This is a genomic window from Bradyrhizobium sp. Ken64, from assembly GCF_055807555.1.
This window is the reverse complement of the sequence record NZ_JBVVPA010000005.1, coordinates 173505-190521: the sequence shown is the minus strand read 5'-3', so window position 1 is coordinate 190521 and position 17017 is coordinate 173505. Positions and strand designations below refer to the sequence as shown.

The window sequence follows — 17017 nt, the reverse complement described above, 5'->3', positions numbered from 1 at the left end:
CCGGAGGAGACGATGCAGGGATTGATGATGGACATGCCGCTCCTGATCAGCGGCCTGATCCAGTATGCCGCCGATTATCACGGCGAGGCTGAGGTCGTCGCCCGCGAGATCGAGGGCGACATCCATCGCTACACCTATGCCGACGCCCATCCGCGCATCAAGCGCATGGCATTGGCGCTCAAGAGACTCGGCATGATGCCCGGCGACCGCGTCGGCACGCTGGCCTGGAATACGCACCGGCATTTCGAGATGTTCTATGCCGCGCCGGGCATGGGCTATGTGCTGCACACCGTCAACCCGCGGCTATTCCCCGAGCAGCTCGTCTACATCGTCAATCACGCCGAGGACCGGCTGCTGTTCATCGACCGCGCCACGCTGCCGATCGTGGAGGCGATCGCGCCGCAGCTCAAATCGATCGAAGCTTATGTCGTGATGTGCTCGCGCGAGCGCATGCCGGAGACCAGGCTTGCCAACGTCCATTGCTACGAGGATCTGCTGGACAACGAGAACGACGCCGGATTTGCCTGGCCGGAGTTCGACGAAAAGTCGGCGTCCACCATCTGCTACACCTCGGGCACGACGGGTAACCCGAAGGGCGTGATCTATTCGCACCGCGCCGCGATCCTGCAGACCATGGTCTCCTGCAATTTCGACTTTCTGCCCGGGCACCTGGAAGGCGTGCGCGAGGTGATGATGCCGATGGCGCCGCTGTTCCACGGCAATGGCTGGAACATGCCGTTCACCGCGCCCTATACCGGCTCGAAGCTGGTGCTGCCCGGCCGCAATTACGAGCCGGACAAGCTCTACGAGCTGCTCGAAGGCGAGAAGGTGACGCTGTCGGCGGGCGTGCCGAGCTTCTGGCTGATCCTGCTAGACTGGCTCGGACGCACCGGCAACAGGTTCTCGACACTTCGTGCAACATTGTCGTCAGGCTCGGCGCCGCCGCGCGCGATGGTCGAGAAGCTCAAGCGCGAGTATGACATCGACTACGTCCAGGCCTGGGGCATGACGGAAGCCTTGGGTTGCTCGATGCCCGGCTTGCGGCCGGGCTCCGAGCATCTCGACGACAAGGAGAAGTTCGACCGCCGCCAGGTGTCCGGCCGCGCCTGTTTCGGTACCGCCTTGCGGATCGTCGACGACGGCGGCAACGAGCTGCCGCGCGACGGCAAGAGCGTCGGCCATCTGCGCGCGCGGGGCCCGTGGGTTGCGTCCGGCTACATGAAGCTCGACGAAGGCCTCGACCGCGACGGCTGGCTGATCACCGGCGACATGGCCGTGATCGACCCACAGGGCCACGTCACGCTGACCGACCGCTCCAAGGACGTGATCAAGTCCGGCGGCGAATGGATCTCCTCGATCCAGCTCGAGGACGTTGCCTTGTCTCACCCCGATGTGCTGCAAGCCGCCGTGGTCGCGATCAACCATGAGAAATGGCAGGAGCGGCCTCTGCTCCTCGTCGTCCGCAAGAAAGGCGCGACGGTCGACGGCAAGACGCTGCTCGACCACATGCGTCCGAAGATCGCGAGTTGGTGGATGCCCGACGCCGTCGAGTTCATGGACGAATTCCCGATGACCGGCACCGGCAAGGTGCTCAAATCGGCGCTGCGCGAGAAATTCAGAGAGTATCGCGTCGCGTGAGCCGATCGCGCCCGGCCTGTCCATCGATCAAGGAGACAAAGATGCTCTACCCGATGTCGCCCAAAGTCGTCGAGCTCAAGCGCAAGCTCGAAAGTTTCATGGACCGGCACATCTATCCGAATGAGGAGCGCTTTTATCGCGAGGCGGAGGAGCTGGGGCCCTGGAAGGTCTATCCTGTCGTCGAGGAGCTGAAGCCGCTGGCGCGCGCTGAAGGCCTCTGGAACCTGTTCCTGCCGGACTCCGGCCACGGAGCAGGCCTGACCAATCTCGAATATGCGCCGCTCTGCGAGGTCATGGGCCGCTCGCATCTCGCCCCCGAGGTCTTCAACTGTTCGGCGCCGGACACCGGCAACATGGAGGTTCTGGAGCGCTATGGCACGGAGAAGGACAAGGAGCGCTGGCTGAAGCCGCTGCTCGCAGGCGAAATCCGCTCCTGCTTCGCCATGACCGAGCCTGCCGTCGCCTCGTCCGATGCGACCAACATCGAAAGCTCGATCGTCCGCGACGGCGACCATTACGTCATCAACGGCCGCAAATGGTACACCACCAACGCGACCGACCCACGCTGCAAGATCTGCATCTTCATGGGCAAGACCGATCCTGACAATGCGGACCGCCACAAGCAGCAATCCATGATCCTGGTGCCGATGGACACAGCGGGCGTCGAGGTCAAGCGTGCCCTGCCCGTGTTCGGCTTCTACGGCGTGCCCGATCGCGCCTCCGAGGTCGTCTTCACCAATGTACGCGTGCCCAAGGAGAACATGCTGCTCGGCGAGGGCCGCGGCTTCGAGATCGCGCAAGGGCGCCTCGGCCCCGGCCGTATCCACCACTGCATGCGGCTGATCGGGCTCTCCGAGCGCACGCTGGAGAAGATGTGCCGGAGGGTGCGCAGTCGCGTCGCCTTCGGCAAGCCGGTCTCCGAGCAGACGGTGACGCAGGAACGCATCGCGGAATCCCGCATCATGATCGAGCAGGCCCGGCTGCTGACGCTCAACGCAGCCTACGCGATGGACACCGTCGGCAACAAGGTGGCGAAAGCCGAGATCGCGATGATCAAGGTCGCCGTGCCCAACATGGCCTGCCAAATCATCGACTGGGCGATCCAGGCCCACGGCGGCGGCGGCACGTCGAACGACTTTGGATTGACGCAGGCCTATGCGACCGCGCGTTTGCTGCGTCTCGCCGACGGCCCGGATGAGGTCCACAGGAACCAGATCGCACGGTTCGAGCTGAAGAAATATTCGAACGCTTGAAGCGAGTGATGGCAGTCGCGCCTAGTTCAACACCTCAACCGTCGCCGAACGCCCGGCCACCAGCGACATCCCGTCAGGCACATGATCCAGCGCGATGCGCACCGGGACGCGCTGGGCGAGGCGCACCCAGCTGAAGGTCGGGTTGACGTTGGCAAGCAGGCTGGCCCCCTCGGCACGGTCGCGATCCTCGATGCCGGCCGCGATGCTCTCGACATGACCCAGCAGCGTCACCTTCTCGCCCATCAGTCGGACCTGCACCTTGTCGCCGAAACGAATGCGCGCGAGTTTCGTCTCCTCGAAATAGCCTTCGACATGCAACGTGTCGGTGTCGACCAGCGCCATCACGCCCTTCCCGGCCGTGACGTAAGCACCGGGACGCAGATTCATGTTCGTAATCACGCCGTTCACGGAGGCATGCACCTCGCTGCGATCGAGGTTGAGCTGGGCGACCGCGCGGTCGGCAACGGCCTGGTCGAAGGCAGCCTTGGCCTGGAGCTGGGTCGCCAGGACCTGCTCCTGCTTCTGCTGCGACACGGCATCCGTCGTGAGCGCGCTGTAGCGCTTCAAATCGGCATTGGCCTGATCGAGCGTGGCCTGATGACCTGCCACGGACGCATCGGCCTGCCGCAGCGCCAGCGCAAATCGCTCGCGATCGATCTTGAACAGGACGTCACCGCGATGGACCTTCTGATTGTCCTTGACCAGCACCTCGGTGACGAAGCCGGACACGTCGGGCGCGACCTGCACCACGTCGGCGCGCACCCGGCCGTCGCGGGTCCATGGCTGCTCCATGTAATAGACCCAGAGCTCGCGGCCGACGGCGAGCGCGGCGACAACGGCAAGGAGCGTCAACGCGAGGCGCCCGAGCCAGGCAAGATTCCCTTTCATGCAAGGTACTCCGAGAGATAGACGACGACGCCGAGAATGCAGACGTAGATCGCGAAATCGAACAGCGCGCGGTGCCAAACTAGCCGGTAGAGATCAAAGCGCTGCATGAAACGGCGCAGCAGAGCACTCAGCCCGTAGGCGATGATGATCCACAACAGCAGCGCTGGCACGAGCACACCATAGATATCGATCACGTATCTCATGCTGCAACACTCTCGCCTGCCCGCGGCCGATAGGCCGGCGCATCCGGAAACAGGCCGCGCCTTATGCCGACGAGGCCGACCAGAGCGTCCTCGCGCGCCTTCTCATTGGGATCCTTCACCGCACGGGCCAGTGCCCGATCGACGCTTGCCAGAAGTTCGGCCGGCATTCCATCGCCCGCATATTTGCGGCAGGCGATGGCGAGCTCGTCGAGCATGTCGTCGATGACGGCAATGGTGGATGCCGCGAGCGCATAGCGGGCACGGCGCAGATCGATGATGTTGATTCCGATACGGAGCTGGACGAGGCTGTCGGTATCGCGCCGGTCGCTCTCGGAGAGGAAGGCGATGCGCTGTACGAGTAATCCGAGCCGGTGCAGCATGAGGCCTGCAAATACGGCGCGATCGCCCCTTCCGCGCCGCTCGGCGGCAACGGCGAGCGTCTTCCAGTTCGACAGCACCAAGCGATTGGCAATCCACTCCGCCCCCACCCCACGCGCGATCCGCGTCACCAACTCGGCGATGGCGACGCCGACGAAGAAGGCAACGGCGGAATTGGCGTATGACGCAAAGTCCGCGCTGTAGGTCGATTGCAGCGCCAGCAGCGTCGCCGTGTTGGCCGCGAGCGCCATGCCGGTTCCGGTCGTTGCGGGCCGTGCGATCAGGAAGCCATAGAAGAGGAACGTTGGCGCGAGCGCGGCGACCAAAACCTCGAGATGCGAGATTGCGGGCACCAGCGCAAAAAGGTAGATCGCCACGACGACAATGGCGACCAGGGACCACAGGCCAAAACTGCGGATGAAGCGCGCGGGCTCGTCCTGCGCGGCGAAGAACGAACAGGCGACGGCCGCCATCATCGGCGCCGACGCGCCGTCCGGCCAGCCGGTACCGATCCAGAACGCGCAGCAGATCAGGATGGCCGCCGCCGCGCCGGCAGCCGACCACAGGGCAAGGCCGCGATCCCTATGGCGCACCGGCGCGGCGCCTGCTTCGGATTGGAAATCCAGATCGAGCGTCGAGACGTTCCGGCTCTCGGCGATTGCTTCCGTCAGGGCGCGGCAATCGCGCGAGAGGTCGACCAGATCGCGCAGCCGCGACAACAGGCTGGTGACGATGATCCGCTCCCAGGAGGCGCTGTCGTCGAGGACCGCCTGCTGCCGTGCGATCATGGCGCGAATCCGCTCGGCCGGCTGCCGTGCGTTGGCGTCGCTGGTGATCCATTCCGCGAGATTTTCCAGGAGCCGCCTCAGCTCGGATTGCCGCCACAACGCCTCCTCGCCCAGCGCGGCGAGCCGGTCCTCGAGCGAAGCGATCACCGGCAAAAGCATCAGCATGCGCAGCCGGATTTCACCCAGTCCGACGACGGCATTGCGGTCGGTCAACCGGTCATAAGCAAGATGGGTGGAGAGCGTGTCGATTTCGACGATGTCGGTCGCAAGCTTGATGCGCTTGCCGCGGCGGGTCTCGTTCGTCCCGTGGCGCAACAGGACGACTTGACTTAGGCGCTGCGCGTCCGCCACCCAATTCTCGATGCGATTGGCAACAGCCGGCGCGACGCTGCGTGGAAGGACGATGGTCGAAACCAGACTGGCGCAGATGATGCCGAGCGAAATTTCCTCCAGCCTCGCCACCGCGGTTTCGAAAATGGCGCCCGGCTCGGATACCGAGGGAAAGCCGATCAGCGCCACCGTGTATCCGGCCAGCATGAAGACGTAGCTGCGCGGGGTGCCGTCGAGCAGCGAGAGATAAAGACAGAGCCCGACCCAGAGCGCGATGGCGAGGCACAGCAGCTCGGGTGCATCGATCAGGTTTGGAACCAGCGCCACCGTCGTGACGGCGCCGACCAGTGTGCCCATCACGCGGAAGAACGCCTTCGAGCTGGTCGCGCCCGCCAGCGGCTGCGAGGTGATGTAGACGGTTGCCATCGCCCAATATGGCCGTGGCAGATCCATCGCCAGCGCGATGACGAGCGCCAGGATCGACGCGGCGAACGTCTTCAAAGCGAAAATAAGGTCCGCGTGGCGGACCAGGAACGGTTCATTTGCGCGCATGGCTATTTCGCTTCGGCGTCGGTCTTGGCGGCTTGCCCACCGTTCTATGCGCTGGAGAGTCGCGAAGGTGACCGCAAGTTCCTCGGGGCGATATCATGCAGCAGGCTGGCCCGGCCCCCAGGCCGGCCCCGCGGCGAGGCGGGGGTTCCCGACGGCCTACTGACATCTCGGCGGACCGCTTGCGCGCAACACGCTTCCGGCGGCGACAGCCCTCGCCTCAGTTCACCACGTAGACATCCGGGTCGAAGCTTGAGCTCGGCTTCTTGAAGGCGTTGCGCAAGGCGCCCGACATCGGGACGTTGTAGTTGAGGCCGTTCGGCGGCGTCGGCGATTCCAGCCACTTCTTGTAGAGGACCTCGATCTCCTGGCTCGCGTACAGCTCCGCGGTCGCGCGATCGGCGAGCGCCTTGAACGGCGCGTCTTCCCGCCGCAGCATGATCCCGTAAGGCTCCGGCTTCGAGAACGTCTCCTCGCTGATCATGAAGAGCTGCGGCTCCTTCGAGCGCGCGATCGCGACCGCGAGCTGCACGTCGTCGAGCGCGTAGGCCTGGGCGCGATCGGTTTCCAGCAGCAGGAAGGCTTCGGCCTGGTCCTTGGCCGGCATCACGTTGATGCCGAGATTGCGCTCGGTGTTGACCTTGGCGAGCTGCGTCAGGTTGACCGAGCCGGCCACCGCCGTCACCGCCTTGCCCTTGAGATCATCGATGGTGTTGATTTTTGCGGCTTTCTTGGCCGCAAATCGCGTTGCGCTGAGGAAGTGCGTGTTGGTGAAGGCGACCTGCTTCTGGCGATCGGCATTGTTGGTGGTCGCCGAGCAATGCAGGTCGAGCGTCCCGTTGACCATCAGCGGAATCCGGTTCGACGACGTCACGGCGAGGGTATCGACGGCGATGTCGGGCATGCCGAGCTGCTTCTTCACGGCATCCACGATCCTGAGACAGATATCCATGGCAAAGCCGACCGGCTTCTGGTTGCCGTCGAGATAGCTGAATGGGACCGAGGCCTCCTGATAGCCCAGCGTGATCTTCTTGGTCTCTTTGACCTTCTGAAGCGTGCCCGACAGGTCTTCGGCGGAGGCGGCAGTCGCAAGACATGTGAGAGCCAGGACAACAGTGGGTAAACGCATCGGGAACTCCTCGAGGAGGCTCACGCCTCCATGCCGGGCGCAGCAATCGCACCGTTGATAGCGCAGGCGCGCCGCAGCCGCCAGACGAGCTTGCGTCTATCAGCTATCGCGGCTTGCGATACGGTGACTGGCGGTTTGTCTCCCTGGAGTCAGGGTGGCTCAAGCCCCAGGATGGCGCTTACGCGTCGATACCGCGCTGGACCAAGATGCGCTCGGCGCTGTCGTTCCAGACATCCATCTTGGTGATCTGGCCATTCCGGACCACGAAGCGATCAACGTAGCGGTTACCCTCGAATGAGGTCCCATCCATCCATTCGCCGTAGAGCGTGCCCACGCTATAGACCACGGTCTCGCCGTCGCCGGGGCAGACGTCGAACCGGTCCATCTTCTTCTTGACCCAGCGGTAGCGCTTGGCGTTGAAACCGGTCGGGCCGCGCGGATGATCGAACTCGCGCCCGCCGGTAAAGGTGATCACCGTGCCCGGCGCCATATAGGCCGCCGCGGCGTCCGGATCGGGGATCATCGACGCCGTGAGATAGGCTTCAACGATCCCCGCGTCAGACGACGGACCGGCTTCGGCTTTTGCGGTAGCGGACATGGTTCATTCTCCCGAGTTTGCGGAATACTAACGCCGCGCTCGGGGAATACGTGCATATATTTTGAACATTTCCGTCGCTACACTGCCGACAATCTGGAGCCGCCAAACGCGGCCGACCGCACTAAATTCCTTCCGCAAGAGCCATGACCACGCAACCCGCCTTTGACCTCATCTTTCGCAACGCCTTGCTGCGTGGTGCCGCCGACCCAATGGACATCGGCGTCACGCGCGGCCGGATCACTGCCATCGAACCCACGCTCGCCTGCGAGGCCGTCGAGGTCGATGTCGGCGGGCGGCTCGCCCTGCCCGGCTTCGTGGACAGCCACATCCATCTGGACAAGGCCTGCCTGCTCGGCCGCTGCGGGCATGATCACGGCAGCGTCTCCGAAGCGATCCGCGCCGTCTCCGGGATGAAGAAGGATTTCTCGGTCGAGGACGTCTACGCGCGCGGCGCCCGGGTGCTCGAACGTGCCATCGTCCACGGCACCACGCGCATGCGAACCCACGTCGAGATCGATCCGCGTATCGGCTTGCGCGGCTTCGAGGCGGTGAAGGCGCTGAAGCGTGACTATGCCTGGGCGATCGACCTGTCGCTCTGCGTCTTTCCGCAGGAAGGCCTCACCAACGATACCGGCAGCGAGGAGCTTCTGATCCAGGCGCTGCGCGACGGCGGCGAGGTGATCGGCGGCTGTCCCTACACGGACACCGACCCGAACGCCCATCTCGCACGCATCTTCGACCTCGCCGAGGCGTTCGACGTGGACGTCGATCTCCATCTCGATTTCGATCTCGATCCCTCCTGGTGGCACCTCGACGAGGTCTGCCGGCAGACCGAGCGGCGCAACTACGGGGGGCGCGTGGCAATCGGCCATGCGACGAAACTCTCCGCACTGCCACCGGAGCGGCTGAGGGCCGCCACCGCGCAACTCGTAAAGGCTGGCGTTGCCGTCACCGTGCTGCCGGCGACCGATCTCTATCTGATGGGGCGCGAGGCGACCCACAACGCGCCACGCGGGTTGACGCTCGCCCACAAGCTCGCCGGCGAAGGCGTGGTGTGCTCGGTCGCGACCAACAACGTGCTCAATCCCTTCACGCCGTTCGGCGACGCCTCACTGCTGCGAATGGCGAATTTCTACGCCAACGTGGCGCATGCCTCGGTCAACGACTTCGATACCTGCCTTGATCTCGTGACCGAGCTGCCGGCGCGGCTGATGAACCTGGGGGATTACGGCATCAAGGTCGGAAACCCTGCCGATCTCGTCGTGCTCGATACGCAAGACAGCCGCTTCGCGATCGCCGAGCTGCCGGATATCGTGATGGGCTTCAAGCGGGGTCGGCAGACTTTTGCACGGCAACGGCCCACTCTATTTGGCCCCGGCTCCTGATCACTCTCAATGCATATCTGCATTGAAGGGCGGCTGATTTCCGAGCAGCTTCCGTTCGATGTTACCGCTCATCGTTCCGCAATTCCGAATCCGGTAGATTCCCGGATAGTAGATTCTTGCTGATTCTCGATAGCTGCGCGCATTGCAAGTCCCGCGGTGCCGGTCATAGTAGGACCGGCACTGATGTCTGCATTCAACGGGGAAGCATCGACATGTTCAGCGCATTCAGCGACATCGACTACCAATCCAAGCGAGCGAGAACGCCCAGCGAGGCTGCCGTGAAGCGGCTCGACGGCATCGGGCACGTCCTGTCGGAGCTCGATCTGGCGGGCGTCGGGACACAGGATGACCTGACGCGCATGCTCCTGACGCTCGATACCGCCGACAAATGTATTCGATCGATCCGCGCAGAATTCCGGACCGAAGTCGCGAACGATCGGCTGGCCCGCAAGGCCGAAGACCTGATGGCGTTGATCGAACGCGCCCGCGACGAGCTCACCGGCTGTCGCACGGCAAAGTCCTGAGCAGGAGCCGCCCTATTTCTCGCGATTGATCTTCGCCAGGATTCGGTCGGCCTCGGTGCGCCAGTCGGCGCTGCGGGCGAATTCCTCGGTGCCCTTCATTCCAAACAGGCCCTCGTCGGCGAGGTCCGCCACCCAGGCTTGCCGCTCGGCAGTGCCCTGCGCGGACCACGGCGCCAGCCCCGCTTCGCGCACGGTCCCGGCGACCTCGCGTACTTCCTCGGCGCGGCGGCGGCCATGCTCGATCACGCGCTGGAAGCAATAAGCGCCCTGCTTCTCCCAATCGATCGTGGGAAAGGTTTCCGCCAATGAAGCCAGCACCGCATCCTCGACTCCATAGGCGCGCGCGGTGGTAAAGCTTTCGATGACCATGGCCTCCAGGCCCTTGATCATGACGCTGCGGCACATCTTCACCGCCGAGGAAACCCCGAGCTTGTCGCTCGCAACCTTTGCCGCAAAACCGATCGTGTTCAAAAGCGGCTCCAGCTCCCTGGCGCCGGGACCACCGAGCAGCAGCGGCACCTTGATGCGATAAGGCGGCACCGACGTCATGACCGCGCCCTCGACATAGCGTCCGGCGGCGCCATCGATCAGCGCGGCGGCGCGCTGCTTGGCGCCGGGAGACGCCGAATTGAAATCCAGGAACCAGGTGCCCTGATTGATCGCGGCCGCGCAGGCCTTTGCCACCGGCACGGCCTGGCTCGCGGTGACCGCGGAGATGATGAAATCGGATTTGGCGGTGAGCTCGGCGTGCGAGGCTGCGAGCCAGACACCGAATTTTTCAGCATGCTCCTGCAGCGAACCGCCCTGCTCGCCTCCGAGCTTGATGTCATAGGCAGAGACCTTGATGTCCTGCTGGCGCAGATCCTCGGCCAGGATCCTGCCGACCTCGCCGTAACCGACCAGTCCGATCTGCCATCGTCTTGGATCACCCGCCATCAGTTCAATCCTCGCGTCGTCTCGTCGAACAGCTCCTCGACCGCGTAGCGGCGCGGGATCAGCGCCTGCTGGAACGCATAGTCCACGATCAGCTCCAGCGGCTTCCTGTTGGCTTCGATTCCGAACGGAATAGGGTCCGGCATTGCCGCAGGTCCCGCCTGCACCTTGCTCCGCTTGAGGAGATCATAAATGCCCGAAACCACGTCAGGACGCGATTTCGCCAGCTGATCGGGCACGACCACGAGATGATTGACCGGCACGACGCCGCGACGCGCGTACCATTTGGCGGCTTCCGCGGCCGGATCGGGGAACAGCGTCTGCAGCTTGGGATCATCGGAGGCCTCGCCGAGGACGGCATCGAGCTCGCCGTCGATCAGCATCTGCAAGATCTTCTTGCCCTTCGGCGCGCGCTCGGTGGAGTCGACATATTCGGCGACGTGCGGATCCTCGAAGGTGACCCAGCGTATCTTGTCGAGATTGACGCCGTAGTCGTTGGCGAGAATGCCCCTGATCCAGGCGCCGGTCGTCGTCGTGAACGAGCGAATGCCGACCCGCTTGCCTGCGAGATCGGACGGCCCAAGCGTTCCCCGTTCCGGATTGTGGAGTGCATAGGAATGCTGGAAACGGCCGAGCATGGTGGCAGGTAGCAGCACCAGCGGCTTGCCATGCGCCTTCGCCATCAGATAGGTGACGATCGCCATCTCGCAGACGTCGAAGGCCTGCTCGCGCACCATCGGCTTGAACGCCGTATTGGTCGGCGTGTACTCGATGAAATCGAGATCGAACAGGTCGGGGCGGAGCTCGCCGCTCTTGACCGCCTGGACATGGGGGTGACTGCCGAGCACGGCCTTCAGCTTGAGACGATCCATCGGCCCACTCCGCTAATTGCTTTGGACATCCTCGGGATTGTCGACATAGACGAGCCCGGCCTTCGCCAGGGCCTCGCGCATGCTGTACATGTCGAGGCCCAGCTCGCCCGAAGCTAGCCGCGTGCGCTTGCCGCCTTCGTCCACGTTGCGCTTCTTCGCCTTCGCGGCGACCTCGGCCGCGTAGCGCTTCGGCACCACCACGACGCCGTCGTCATCGGCCACGATGATGTCGCCAGGATCGACGTTGACGCCGCCGCAGACCACGGGGACATTGACCGAGCCGAGCGTCGCCTTCACTGTCCCCTTGGCCGAGACCGCGCGCGACCACACCGGAAACTTCATCTCGTGCAGTGCCCTGACGTCGCGGCAGCCGGCATCGATGATCAGCCCCTGCACGCCGCGCGCCTGCAACGAGGTTGCGAGCAGCTCACCGAACATGCCATCGGTGTTGTCGGTGGTACAGCCGACGACGAGGATGTCGCCCTTCCTGCACTGCTCGACCGCGACATGGATCATCCAGTTGTCGCCGGGCTGCGCCAGTACGGTGACGGCGGGGCCGGCGATCGCCGCGCCGGCCCAGACCGGCCGCAGATACGGCTTCATCAGGCCGAGCCGACCATAGGCCTCGTGCACGGTCGAGACGCCGTACTCCGCCATGGCGGCGGGATCGGCTCGCTCAATGTTGCGAACGACGACCGGCTTCATGCCAGCTCCTCCGCTACCGTCGGGAACAGGCGCTGATAGGCCTCGCCATACGTCATGGGAACGCCGGTGTTACGGCTGCCCTGGATGCCGCGGTTGAGCGCGACACGCTCGTAATAACCCCACAGATGCTTCTGCGCGGCGAGGATCTGGAATGCCTCATACTTCTCCTTCCAGACCTCGTCGATCTTGAGGAGCAGGTCCGGCTTGTAATTGCACTGCTCCGGCTGGTGCGGCTCGAACAGAAACACTGGCGGCGCCGAATATTTGTACCGCGCCCCGGGCTTGTGGCCCATGGCCTGCGCGACCACGCGGGTTTCCTGCGCGAAATGCGCCGCGTTCGGATGATCGAAATTATAGGGGTCCTCCAGCGCATGCGTCAGCACGAAGCTCGGATTGAGCTCGCGGTAGATGTCGACCATGCGGTCGAAATGCGCCTCCGTCAGCTTCAGCGGATAGTCGCCGCAGTCGAAGAACTCGATCTCCGCGCCGAGCAGCTTTGCTGCGCGCTCCGCCTCATCCTTGCGGCCGGCCTTGACTGATTCCAGCGTCGCACCCTTCTCCTTCCAGGCGAACTGGCTCTCGCCGCGCTCGCCGTAGGACAAGCAGACGATCTTCATGCGATAGCCCTTCTTCGCATGCAGCGCGATGGCGCCGCCGGCGCGCCAGACGAAATCGCCGGGATGGGCGGTGACCACGAGACCTGTTTTCATGGGACAAACTCCCCTTTTCTGTTCGTCAACGTCATAAGTTCATCAAGCCGCGCGGCTTGTCGATCGCAAGCGCCGTCATTGGTCGAATTCGAACAGGCGCGCTGGATTATCGACGAGGATCTTCTGCTGATACTCCGGCTCCGGCGCGAACAGCGGGATCAGGTCGACGAGATCGCCGTCGTTCGGCATCGTCTTGACGTTGGGATGTGGCCAATCGGTGCCCCAGATGACCCGGTCGGGCGCGGACTCGACGATCTTTCGCGCAAACGGCACCGCGTCGGTGAACGGCGGACCGACCGACGACACCCGCTCCGAGCCGCAGATCTTGACCCAGCATTTCTCGTCGCGCTGCATCAGCTCGATCAGGATCTTGAACGGAAGCTGATCGAGCCCTTCGGACGCCTTCACCCGTCCCATATGGTCGATGGTGTAGCTCAGCGGCAGCCTTGTCAGCGTGTCGGCATATTCGGGCAGATCGATCGCGTCGAAATGCAGGTCGATATGCCAGTCGAGCGGCGCGACCATCGCGACGATGCGTTCGAACACCCGCTTGTCGGGAACGCCGCCGAGATGGCGGACGAAATTGAAGCGGCAGCCGCGGAAGCCGCCCTCGTGCAGCACGCGAAGTCCGCGCTCGGTGACGCTGTCGTCGATATTGGCAACCGCACGGTAGGCGCCGTTGCTCTGCGCAATGGCGTCCAGCGCCACCGTATTGTCGGTGCCGTGCACACTGGCATTGACGATGACGGCACGTTCGACGCCGAGCTTGGCATGTAGCGCGCGGAAATCGGCGAGCGGCGCATCCGGCGGCGTGTAAGAACGGTCCGGCGCGTAGGGGTATTTCGCGCCGGGCCCGAAGATGTGGCAATGCGCGTCGCAAGACAGCTTCGGCAGCTTGAACTTCGGCCTGCGCGTGTTCGGATCGGGCGGCGGAATGGTCGGCGTGTACATGGTTGCCATCAGATAAACCGCCGAACGAGACCGCGTGTTCAAGTCTTACTGCTGACGACCGGTCGTCGTCGTGCCGGCGCAGCCTGATCGGGTGCCGGCGCCTGGAACGCGGCGACGGTGGCCTGCACCAATTGCTCGATGGCGCTTGCGGCATCGCTACCGTCGGCCTCGCCGCGCGACAGGCGCGAGACGCGATCCGGCGTCACCAGCGAATAATAGAGTGCACCAAGCAGGAAGTGGCTGCGCCAGACGATGTCGGTGCGCGGGACGTGCGGCAGGCTTTCGTGAACAGCATCGATGAAGGCGTGGCTGGTGTCGTCAAAAGTCTGCGCGATGATCTTTCGCGCGACCTCATTGCCCTCTGCGGACATCACCGCGCGCAGTCGCGTGAACCGCGCCCCGCCCCCGGCAAGATCACTGCCCGAGGTGAAGGCCGGCACGACATAGGCCCGCACCACGGCTTCGAGCCGGTCCTGGAGATCGCGCACGCGCTTGGCGGCGGCGAGCAACTCTGAACGGCGCAAATTCATTGGCCCGCAATGGCGCCGGTAGATCTCCAGCAGCAGACCGTCCTTGGTCTTGAAATGATAGGTGATGCTGCCGGGATTGGCGCCGGCGGCCTGTGCGATATCGCGCACCGACACGGCGTTGAAGCCGTTGGTGGCGAACAGCTCCTCGGCCGCGGCGAGGATCGCCTCGCGCATGTTCGGCTTGCGAGCCGTTTCCTTGCTGGCGGGGTTGCGCATCATGTGATTTGTACTATCGTACAAAAGATCAGGTCTCGTCAACAAAAACCACGGGCGGCGTCCGGACGGCTCGAAAGATCGACGGCACGCAACGCTCGCAAGGAGTGCTGGAAAATGCTGGATTTCAACAAAAAGATCGGCAGCTTGATGCTGAGTGCCGGTCTTCTGCTGGGAGGCAGCGCCGCGCAGGCCGCCGACAGCTATCCGAGCAAGCCGGTTCACATCCTGGTGCCCTATGCTGCCGGTGGCGCGGTCGACGTGCTCGCGCGCACGCTCGGACAGGCGTTGACGAAGACCTGGGGCCAGCAGCCGGTGATCGACAACCGCCCCGGCGCCGGCGGCATCATCGCCTCACAGGCACTGACGCAAGCCGCCCCCGACGGCTACACGCTGATCCTGGTCGCCAGCGGTCATCCGCTCAACCAGTTCATTTATCCGAGCGTGCCCTACGACACGTTCAGGGATTTTACCGCGATCACCGAAGCCGCCTCCTCGCCGCTCGCGATCGTCGTCGCCAAGGACAGCCCCTACAAGACGCTCGGCGATCTCCTCGCTGCGGCGAAGAAGGACCCTGACAAGCTTTCCTACGGCATGTCCGGCAACGGCACCTCGGCGCATCTCGCCGGTGAGCTGTTGAGATACATGTCCGGCACCAAGATCGTCGCGATCCCCTACAAGGGCGGCGCGCCCGCGCTGACCGCCGTGATCGCGGGCGACATCCCGCTCAGCATCAATCCCCTTGCCGAAGCCATCAGCCAGATCGAAGGCGGCCCGGTGCGCGCGCTCGCGGTGACCTCGGCCGAACGCTCGAAGGCGCTGCCGAATGTTCCGACTGTCGCCGAGTCCGGCGTGCCAGGTTACGATGTTTCGGTCTGGTGGGGCGTCCTTGGCCCGGCGAAAATGCCGCCGGAGACCGTGGCGAAGCTCGAAACCGATCTGAAGGCGGCGCTGCAGGACCCGAACGTACTGTCGACACTCAGCAAGATCGGCGCAGCCCCGGTCGGCTCTTCGTCCAGGGAATTCGACGCCTACATGCATGCCGAGGCGGCCAAATGGGAGCCGGTGCTGAAGGCCGCCGATATCCGAGCGCAATGAGGTGCTTCGCATGAGGACCGACGCGCTGGACACGATCCAGCGCAGTCCGGCTGCGCGATGCGACCAAGGCGACCGCCGAGTAGGTCAATTGCGTGCGCTCGCCCGCATCTCTTCCGGCGGCGCGGGACGCCGCACGAAATTGGCGTCATCGTCGCCTCCTCCCGACGGAATCAGGATCGCGCGCTCGCGCGGCAGCGCTTCCGGCATCTCGTCGCGGATGAAGGCGATGAGCTTCTCCCTCATCTCGCAGCGAAGGTCCCAGGACTGCGGCGCATTCCTGGCGCTGACGAGGGCGCGGAGCTCGATGGTGCGCGAATCCGCATCGACTACCTGGAGATTGACCACCTCGCCGTCCCATAGCTTGGACTGCTTCACCGCCTCCTCCAACCAGCGCCGGATCCGCGGCACGTCGGCGCGATAATCGACATGGAACGCAATCACGCCGATCAGGGACGCGGTGTCGCGGGTCCAGTTCTGGAATGGCTTTTCGATAAAATAGGACAGCGGCACCACCATGCGGCGCCAGTCCCACAGCCGGATCACTACATAGGTTGAGGCGATGTCCTCGACCCAGCCCCACTCATTCTCGATGATGACCGCGTCCTCGATGCGGATCGGCTGGGTGATCGCGATCTGCATGCCCGCGATCAGATTGCTCAGCAGCGGCCGGGCGGCAAGACCAACGATGATACCCGCGGCACCGGCGGAGGCGAACAGGCTGACGCCGTATTGCCTGACCGAGTCGAACGTCATCAGCGCGGTCGACACCGTGATGATGACGATGATGATATCGGTGACGCGCTTGAAGACGCGGACCTGGGTGACGTGCTTGCGCGCGACGAAATTCTCGGTGACGTCGCGAAAGTTCAGGAGATACCGTGCCGCGCTCATATCCACGATCCGGATCGAGATCCAGCCGATCAGCGCGATGAAGGCGACGACGAACAGGCGCGTCAGCGGCGTGCGGAAGGCGTCGTCCAGCGGCGCGAGCGGCAGCACCAACGCCACGGCAGCAAGACAGAGGGCCAGCTGAGCGGGGCCCGCCGTGCGCTCGATGAACACGCGCATGAGCGGGAGGCGGGTTCCGAAAGCGCGGTTGAACAGCCAAACCGAGAGGCGATAGATCGACAGGGCCATCAGAATCGCGCCAGCGACCAGACAGAGGCCGACGAACCACGACGGTATCCACCCGAACGTCCTGTCGATGTCGGCCAAAAGGGTCTGCCGATTCATTAAAGTCCCCGCATTTGCGTCGCGCTTGCCGTTCAACGCATTGCAGCGTGGTTCGCTCCCCCGTTCGGTGCAATGCAGCATCCCTCTGGTGCAATCATCGCCGAACTGC

General features: G+C 64.1%; 17 protein-coding genes. 5 read left to right on the top strand and 12 right to left on the bottom strand.

Annotation, left to right across the window (positions count from 1 at the left end):
- Positions 1-12: 12 nt before the first annotated feature.
- The gene (locus AC0L2F_RS11230; protein WP_473248405.1) at positions 13-1638 is read left to right on the top strand and encodes a long-chain fatty acid--CoA ligase; all 1626 of its coding nucleotides are present in this window, start codon (positions 13-15) and stop codon (positions 1636-1638) included.
- A gap of 41 nt (positions 1639-1679) precedes the next feature.
- Complete coding sequence (locus tag AC0L2F_RS11225) at positions 1680-2891, top strand: acyl-CoA dehydrogenase family protein (RefSeq protein ID WP_473248404.1); 1212 nt, start codon at positions 1680-1682, stop codon at positions 2889-2891.
- Between the two features lie 21 nt (positions 2892-2912).
- Here the strand turns inward: AC0L2F_RS11225 and AC0L2F_RS11220 are convergent, their stop codons facing one another.
- The 5 genes from AC0L2F_RS11220 to AC0L2F_RS11200 form a co-directional block, all read right to left on the bottom strand.
- Positions 2913-3779 carry an efflux RND transporter periplasmic adaptor subunit gene (locus AC0L2F_RS11220; RefSeq protein ID WP_473248403.1) on the bottom strand — a complete coding sequence of 289 codons (867 nt, stop codon included), beginning with the start codon at positions 3777-3779 and terminating at the stop codon, positions 2913-2915.
- Positions 3776-3982: a DUF1656 domain-containing protein gene (locus AC0L2F_RS11215; protein WP_007608941.1), complete on the bottom strand. Its 207-nt coding sequence runs from the start codon at positions 3980-3982 to the stop codon at positions 3776-3778. The genes AC0L2F_RS11220 and AC0L2F_RS11215 overlap by 4 nt, the downstream gene beginning before the upstream one ends.
- The gene (locus tag AC0L2F_RS11210) at positions 3979-6030 is read right to left on the bottom strand and encodes an FUSC family protein (RefSeq protein WP_473248402.1); all 2052 of its coding nucleotides are present in this window, start codon (positions 6028-6030) and stop codon (positions 3979-3981) included. The genes AC0L2F_RS11215 and AC0L2F_RS11210 overlap by 4 nt, the downstream gene beginning before the upstream one ends.
- A 217-nt stretch (positions 6031-6247) precedes the next feature.
- Positions 6248-7156: an amino acid ABC transporter substrate-binding protein gene (locus AC0L2F_RS11205; protein ID WP_007608938.1), complete on the bottom strand. Its 909-nt coding sequence runs from the start codon at positions 7154-7156 to the stop codon at positions 6248-6250.
- Between the two features lie 178 nt (positions 7157-7334).
- A complete protein-coding gene (locus tag AC0L2F_RS11200; RefSeq protein ID WP_473248401.1) occupies positions 7335-7754 on the bottom strand; it encodes a nuclear transport factor 2 family protein in 420 nt (139 codons plus the stop codon).
- A gap of 143 nt (positions 7755-7897) precedes the next feature.
- On the opposite strand from AC0L2F_RS11200, the gene AC0L2F_RS11195 reads away from it, so the two are divergent.
- Both AC0L2F_RS11195 and AC0L2F_RS11190 read left to right on the top strand, forming a co-directional pair.
- Complete coding sequence (locus tag AC0L2F_RS11195; protein ID WP_473248400.1) at positions 7898-9139, top strand: amidohydrolase family protein; 1242 nt, start codon at positions 7898-7900, stop codon at positions 9137-9139.
- Positions 9140-9351: 212 nt separating this feature from the next.
- Entirely contained in the window at positions 9352-9663 is a 312-nt protein-coding gene (locus AC0L2F_RS11190) for a hypothetical protein (protein ID WP_007608928.1), read from the top strand.
- Between the two features lie 12 nt (positions 9664-9675).
- Here AC0L2F_RS11190 and AC0L2F_RS11185 read toward each other — a convergent pair whose 3' ends face one another.
- From AC0L2F_RS11185 to AC0L2F_RS11160, 6 genes are all read right to left on the bottom strand, one after another.
- Positions 9676-10599, bottom strand: a complete 924-nt coding sequence (locus AC0L2F_RS11185; protein ID WP_473248399.1) for a DUF1932 domain-containing protein — start codon at positions 10597-10599, stop codon at positions 9676-9678.
- Entirely contained in the window at positions 10599-11468 is an 870-nt protein-coding gene (locus AC0L2F_RS11180; RefSeq protein WP_473248398.1) for a substrate-binding domain-containing protein, read from the bottom strand. Before AC0L2F_RS11180 ends, AC0L2F_RS11185 begins: the two co-directional genes overlap by 1 nt.
- A 12-nt stretch (positions 11469-11480) precedes the next feature.
- A complete protein-coding gene (locus AC0L2F_RS11175) occupies positions 11481-12173 on the bottom strand; it encodes a 4-carboxy-4-hydroxy-2-oxoadipate aldolase/oxaloacetate decarboxylase (protein ID WP_473248397.1) in 693 nt (230 codons plus the stop codon).
- Positions 12170-12883: a PIG-L deacetylase family protein gene (locus tag AC0L2F_RS11170; RefSeq protein WP_473248396.1), complete on the bottom strand. Its 714-nt coding sequence runs from the start codon at positions 12881-12883 to the stop codon at positions 12170-12172. The genes AC0L2F_RS11175 and AC0L2F_RS11170 overlap by 4 nt, the downstream gene beginning before the upstream one ends.
- A 75-nt stretch (positions 12884-12958) precedes the next feature.
- A complete protein-coding gene (locus tag AC0L2F_RS11165) occupies positions 12959-13843 on the bottom strand; it encodes an amidohydrolase family protein (protein WP_473248395.1) in 885 nt (294 codons plus the stop codon).
- Positions 13844-13872: 29 nt separating this feature from the next.
- On the bottom strand, positions 13873-14583 hold the full coding sequence (locus AC0L2F_RS11160) for a TetR/AcrR family transcriptional regulator (RefSeq protein WP_007608919.1): 711 nt from the start codon (positions 14581-14583) through the stop codon (positions 13873-13875).
- Positions 14584-14694: 111 nt separating this feature from the next.
- On the opposite strand from AC0L2F_RS11160, the gene AC0L2F_RS11155 reads away from it, so the two are divergent.
- Positions 14695-15675 (top strand): tripartite tricarboxylate transporter substrate binding protein, encoded by a 981-nt coding sequence (locus tag AC0L2F_RS11155; RefSeq protein WP_473248394.1) that lies wholly within the window; start codon positions 14695-14697, stop codon positions 15673-15675.
- Between the two features lie 84 nt (positions 15676-15759).
- Here the strand turns inward: AC0L2F_RS11155 and AC0L2F_RS11150 are convergent, their stop codons facing one another.
- On the bottom strand, positions 15760-16908 hold the full coding sequence (locus AC0L2F_RS11150) for a mechanosensitive ion channel family protein (protein ID WP_473248393.1): 1149 nt from the start codon (positions 16906-16908) through the stop codon (positions 15760-15762).
- Positions 16909-17017: the final 109 nt, after the last annotated feature.

Excerpts from the sequence above, each read along its gene's own strand:
- AC0L2F_RS11185 (WP_473248399.1), bottom strand. The coding sequence starts at position 10,599 with ATGGCGGGTGATCCAAGACGATGGCAGATCGGACTGGTCGGTTACGGC.
- AC0L2F_RS11155 (WP_473248394.1), top strand. The coding sequence starts at position 14,695 with ATGCTGGATTTCAACAAAAAGATCGGCAGCTTGATGCTGAGTGCCGGT.
- AC0L2F_RS11200 (WP_473248401.1), bottom strand. The coding sequence starts at position 7,754 with ATGTCCGCTACCGCAAAAGCCGAAGCCGGTCCGTCGTCTGACGCGGGG.
- AC0L2F_RS11175 (WP_473248397.1), bottom strand. The coding sequence starts at position 12,173 with ATGAAGCCGGTCGTCGTTCGCAACATTGAGCGAGCCGATCCCGCCGCC.
- AC0L2F_RS11160 (WP_007608919.1), bottom strand. The coding sequence starts at position 14,583 with ATGATGCGCAACCCCGCCAGCAAGGAAACGGCTCGCAAGCCGAACATG.
- AC0L2F_RS11220 (WP_473248403.1), bottom strand. The coding sequence starts at position 3,779 with ATGAAAGGGAATCTTGCCTGGCTCGGGCGCCTCGCGTTGACGCTCCTT.
- AC0L2F_RS11205 (WP_007608938.1), bottom strand. The coding sequence starts at position 7,156 with ATGCGTTTACCCACTGTTGTCCTGGCTCTCACATGTCTTGCGACTGCC.
- AC0L2F_RS11195 (WP_473248400.1), top strand. The coding sequence starts at position 7,898 with ATGACCACGCAACCCGCCTTTGACCTCATCTTTCGCAACGCCTTGCTG.
- AC0L2F_RS11190 (WP_007608928.1), top strand. The coding sequence starts at position 9,352 with ATGTTCAGCGCATTCAGCGACATCGACTACCAATCCAAGCGAGCGAGA.
- AC0L2F_RS11215 (WP_007608941.1), bottom strand. The coding sequence starts at position 3,982 with ATGAGATACGTGATCGATATCTATGGTGTGCTCGTGCCAGCGCTGCTG.
- AC0L2F_RS11225 (WP_473248404.1), top strand. The coding sequence starts at position 1,680 with ATGCTCTACCCGATGTCGCCCAAAGTCGTCGAGCTCAAGCGCAAGCTC.
- AC0L2F_RS11170 (WP_473248396.1), bottom strand. The coding sequence starts at position 12,883 with ATGAAAACAGGTCTCGTGGTCACCGCCCATCCCGGCGATTTCGTCTGG.
- AC0L2F_RS11180 (WP_473248398.1), bottom strand. The coding sequence starts at position 11,468 with ATGGATCGTCTCAAGCTGAAGGCCGTGCTCGGCAGTCACCCCCATGTC.
- AC0L2F_RS11230 (WP_473248405.1), top strand. The coding sequence starts at position 13 with ATGCAGGGATTGATGATGGACATGCCGCTCCTGATCAGCGGCCTGATC.
- AC0L2F_RS11165 (WP_473248395.1), bottom strand. The coding sequence starts at position 13,843 with ATGGCAACCATGTACACGCCGACCATTCCGCCGCCCGATCCGAACACG.
- AC0L2F_RS11210 (WP_473248402.1), bottom strand. The coding sequence starts at position 6,030 with ATGCGCGCAAATGAACCGTTCCTGGTCCGCCACGCGGACCTTATTTTC.
- AC0L2F_RS11150 (WP_473248393.1), bottom strand. The coding sequence starts at position 16,908 with ATGAATCGGCAGACCCTTTTGGCCGACATCGACAGGACGTTCGGGTGG.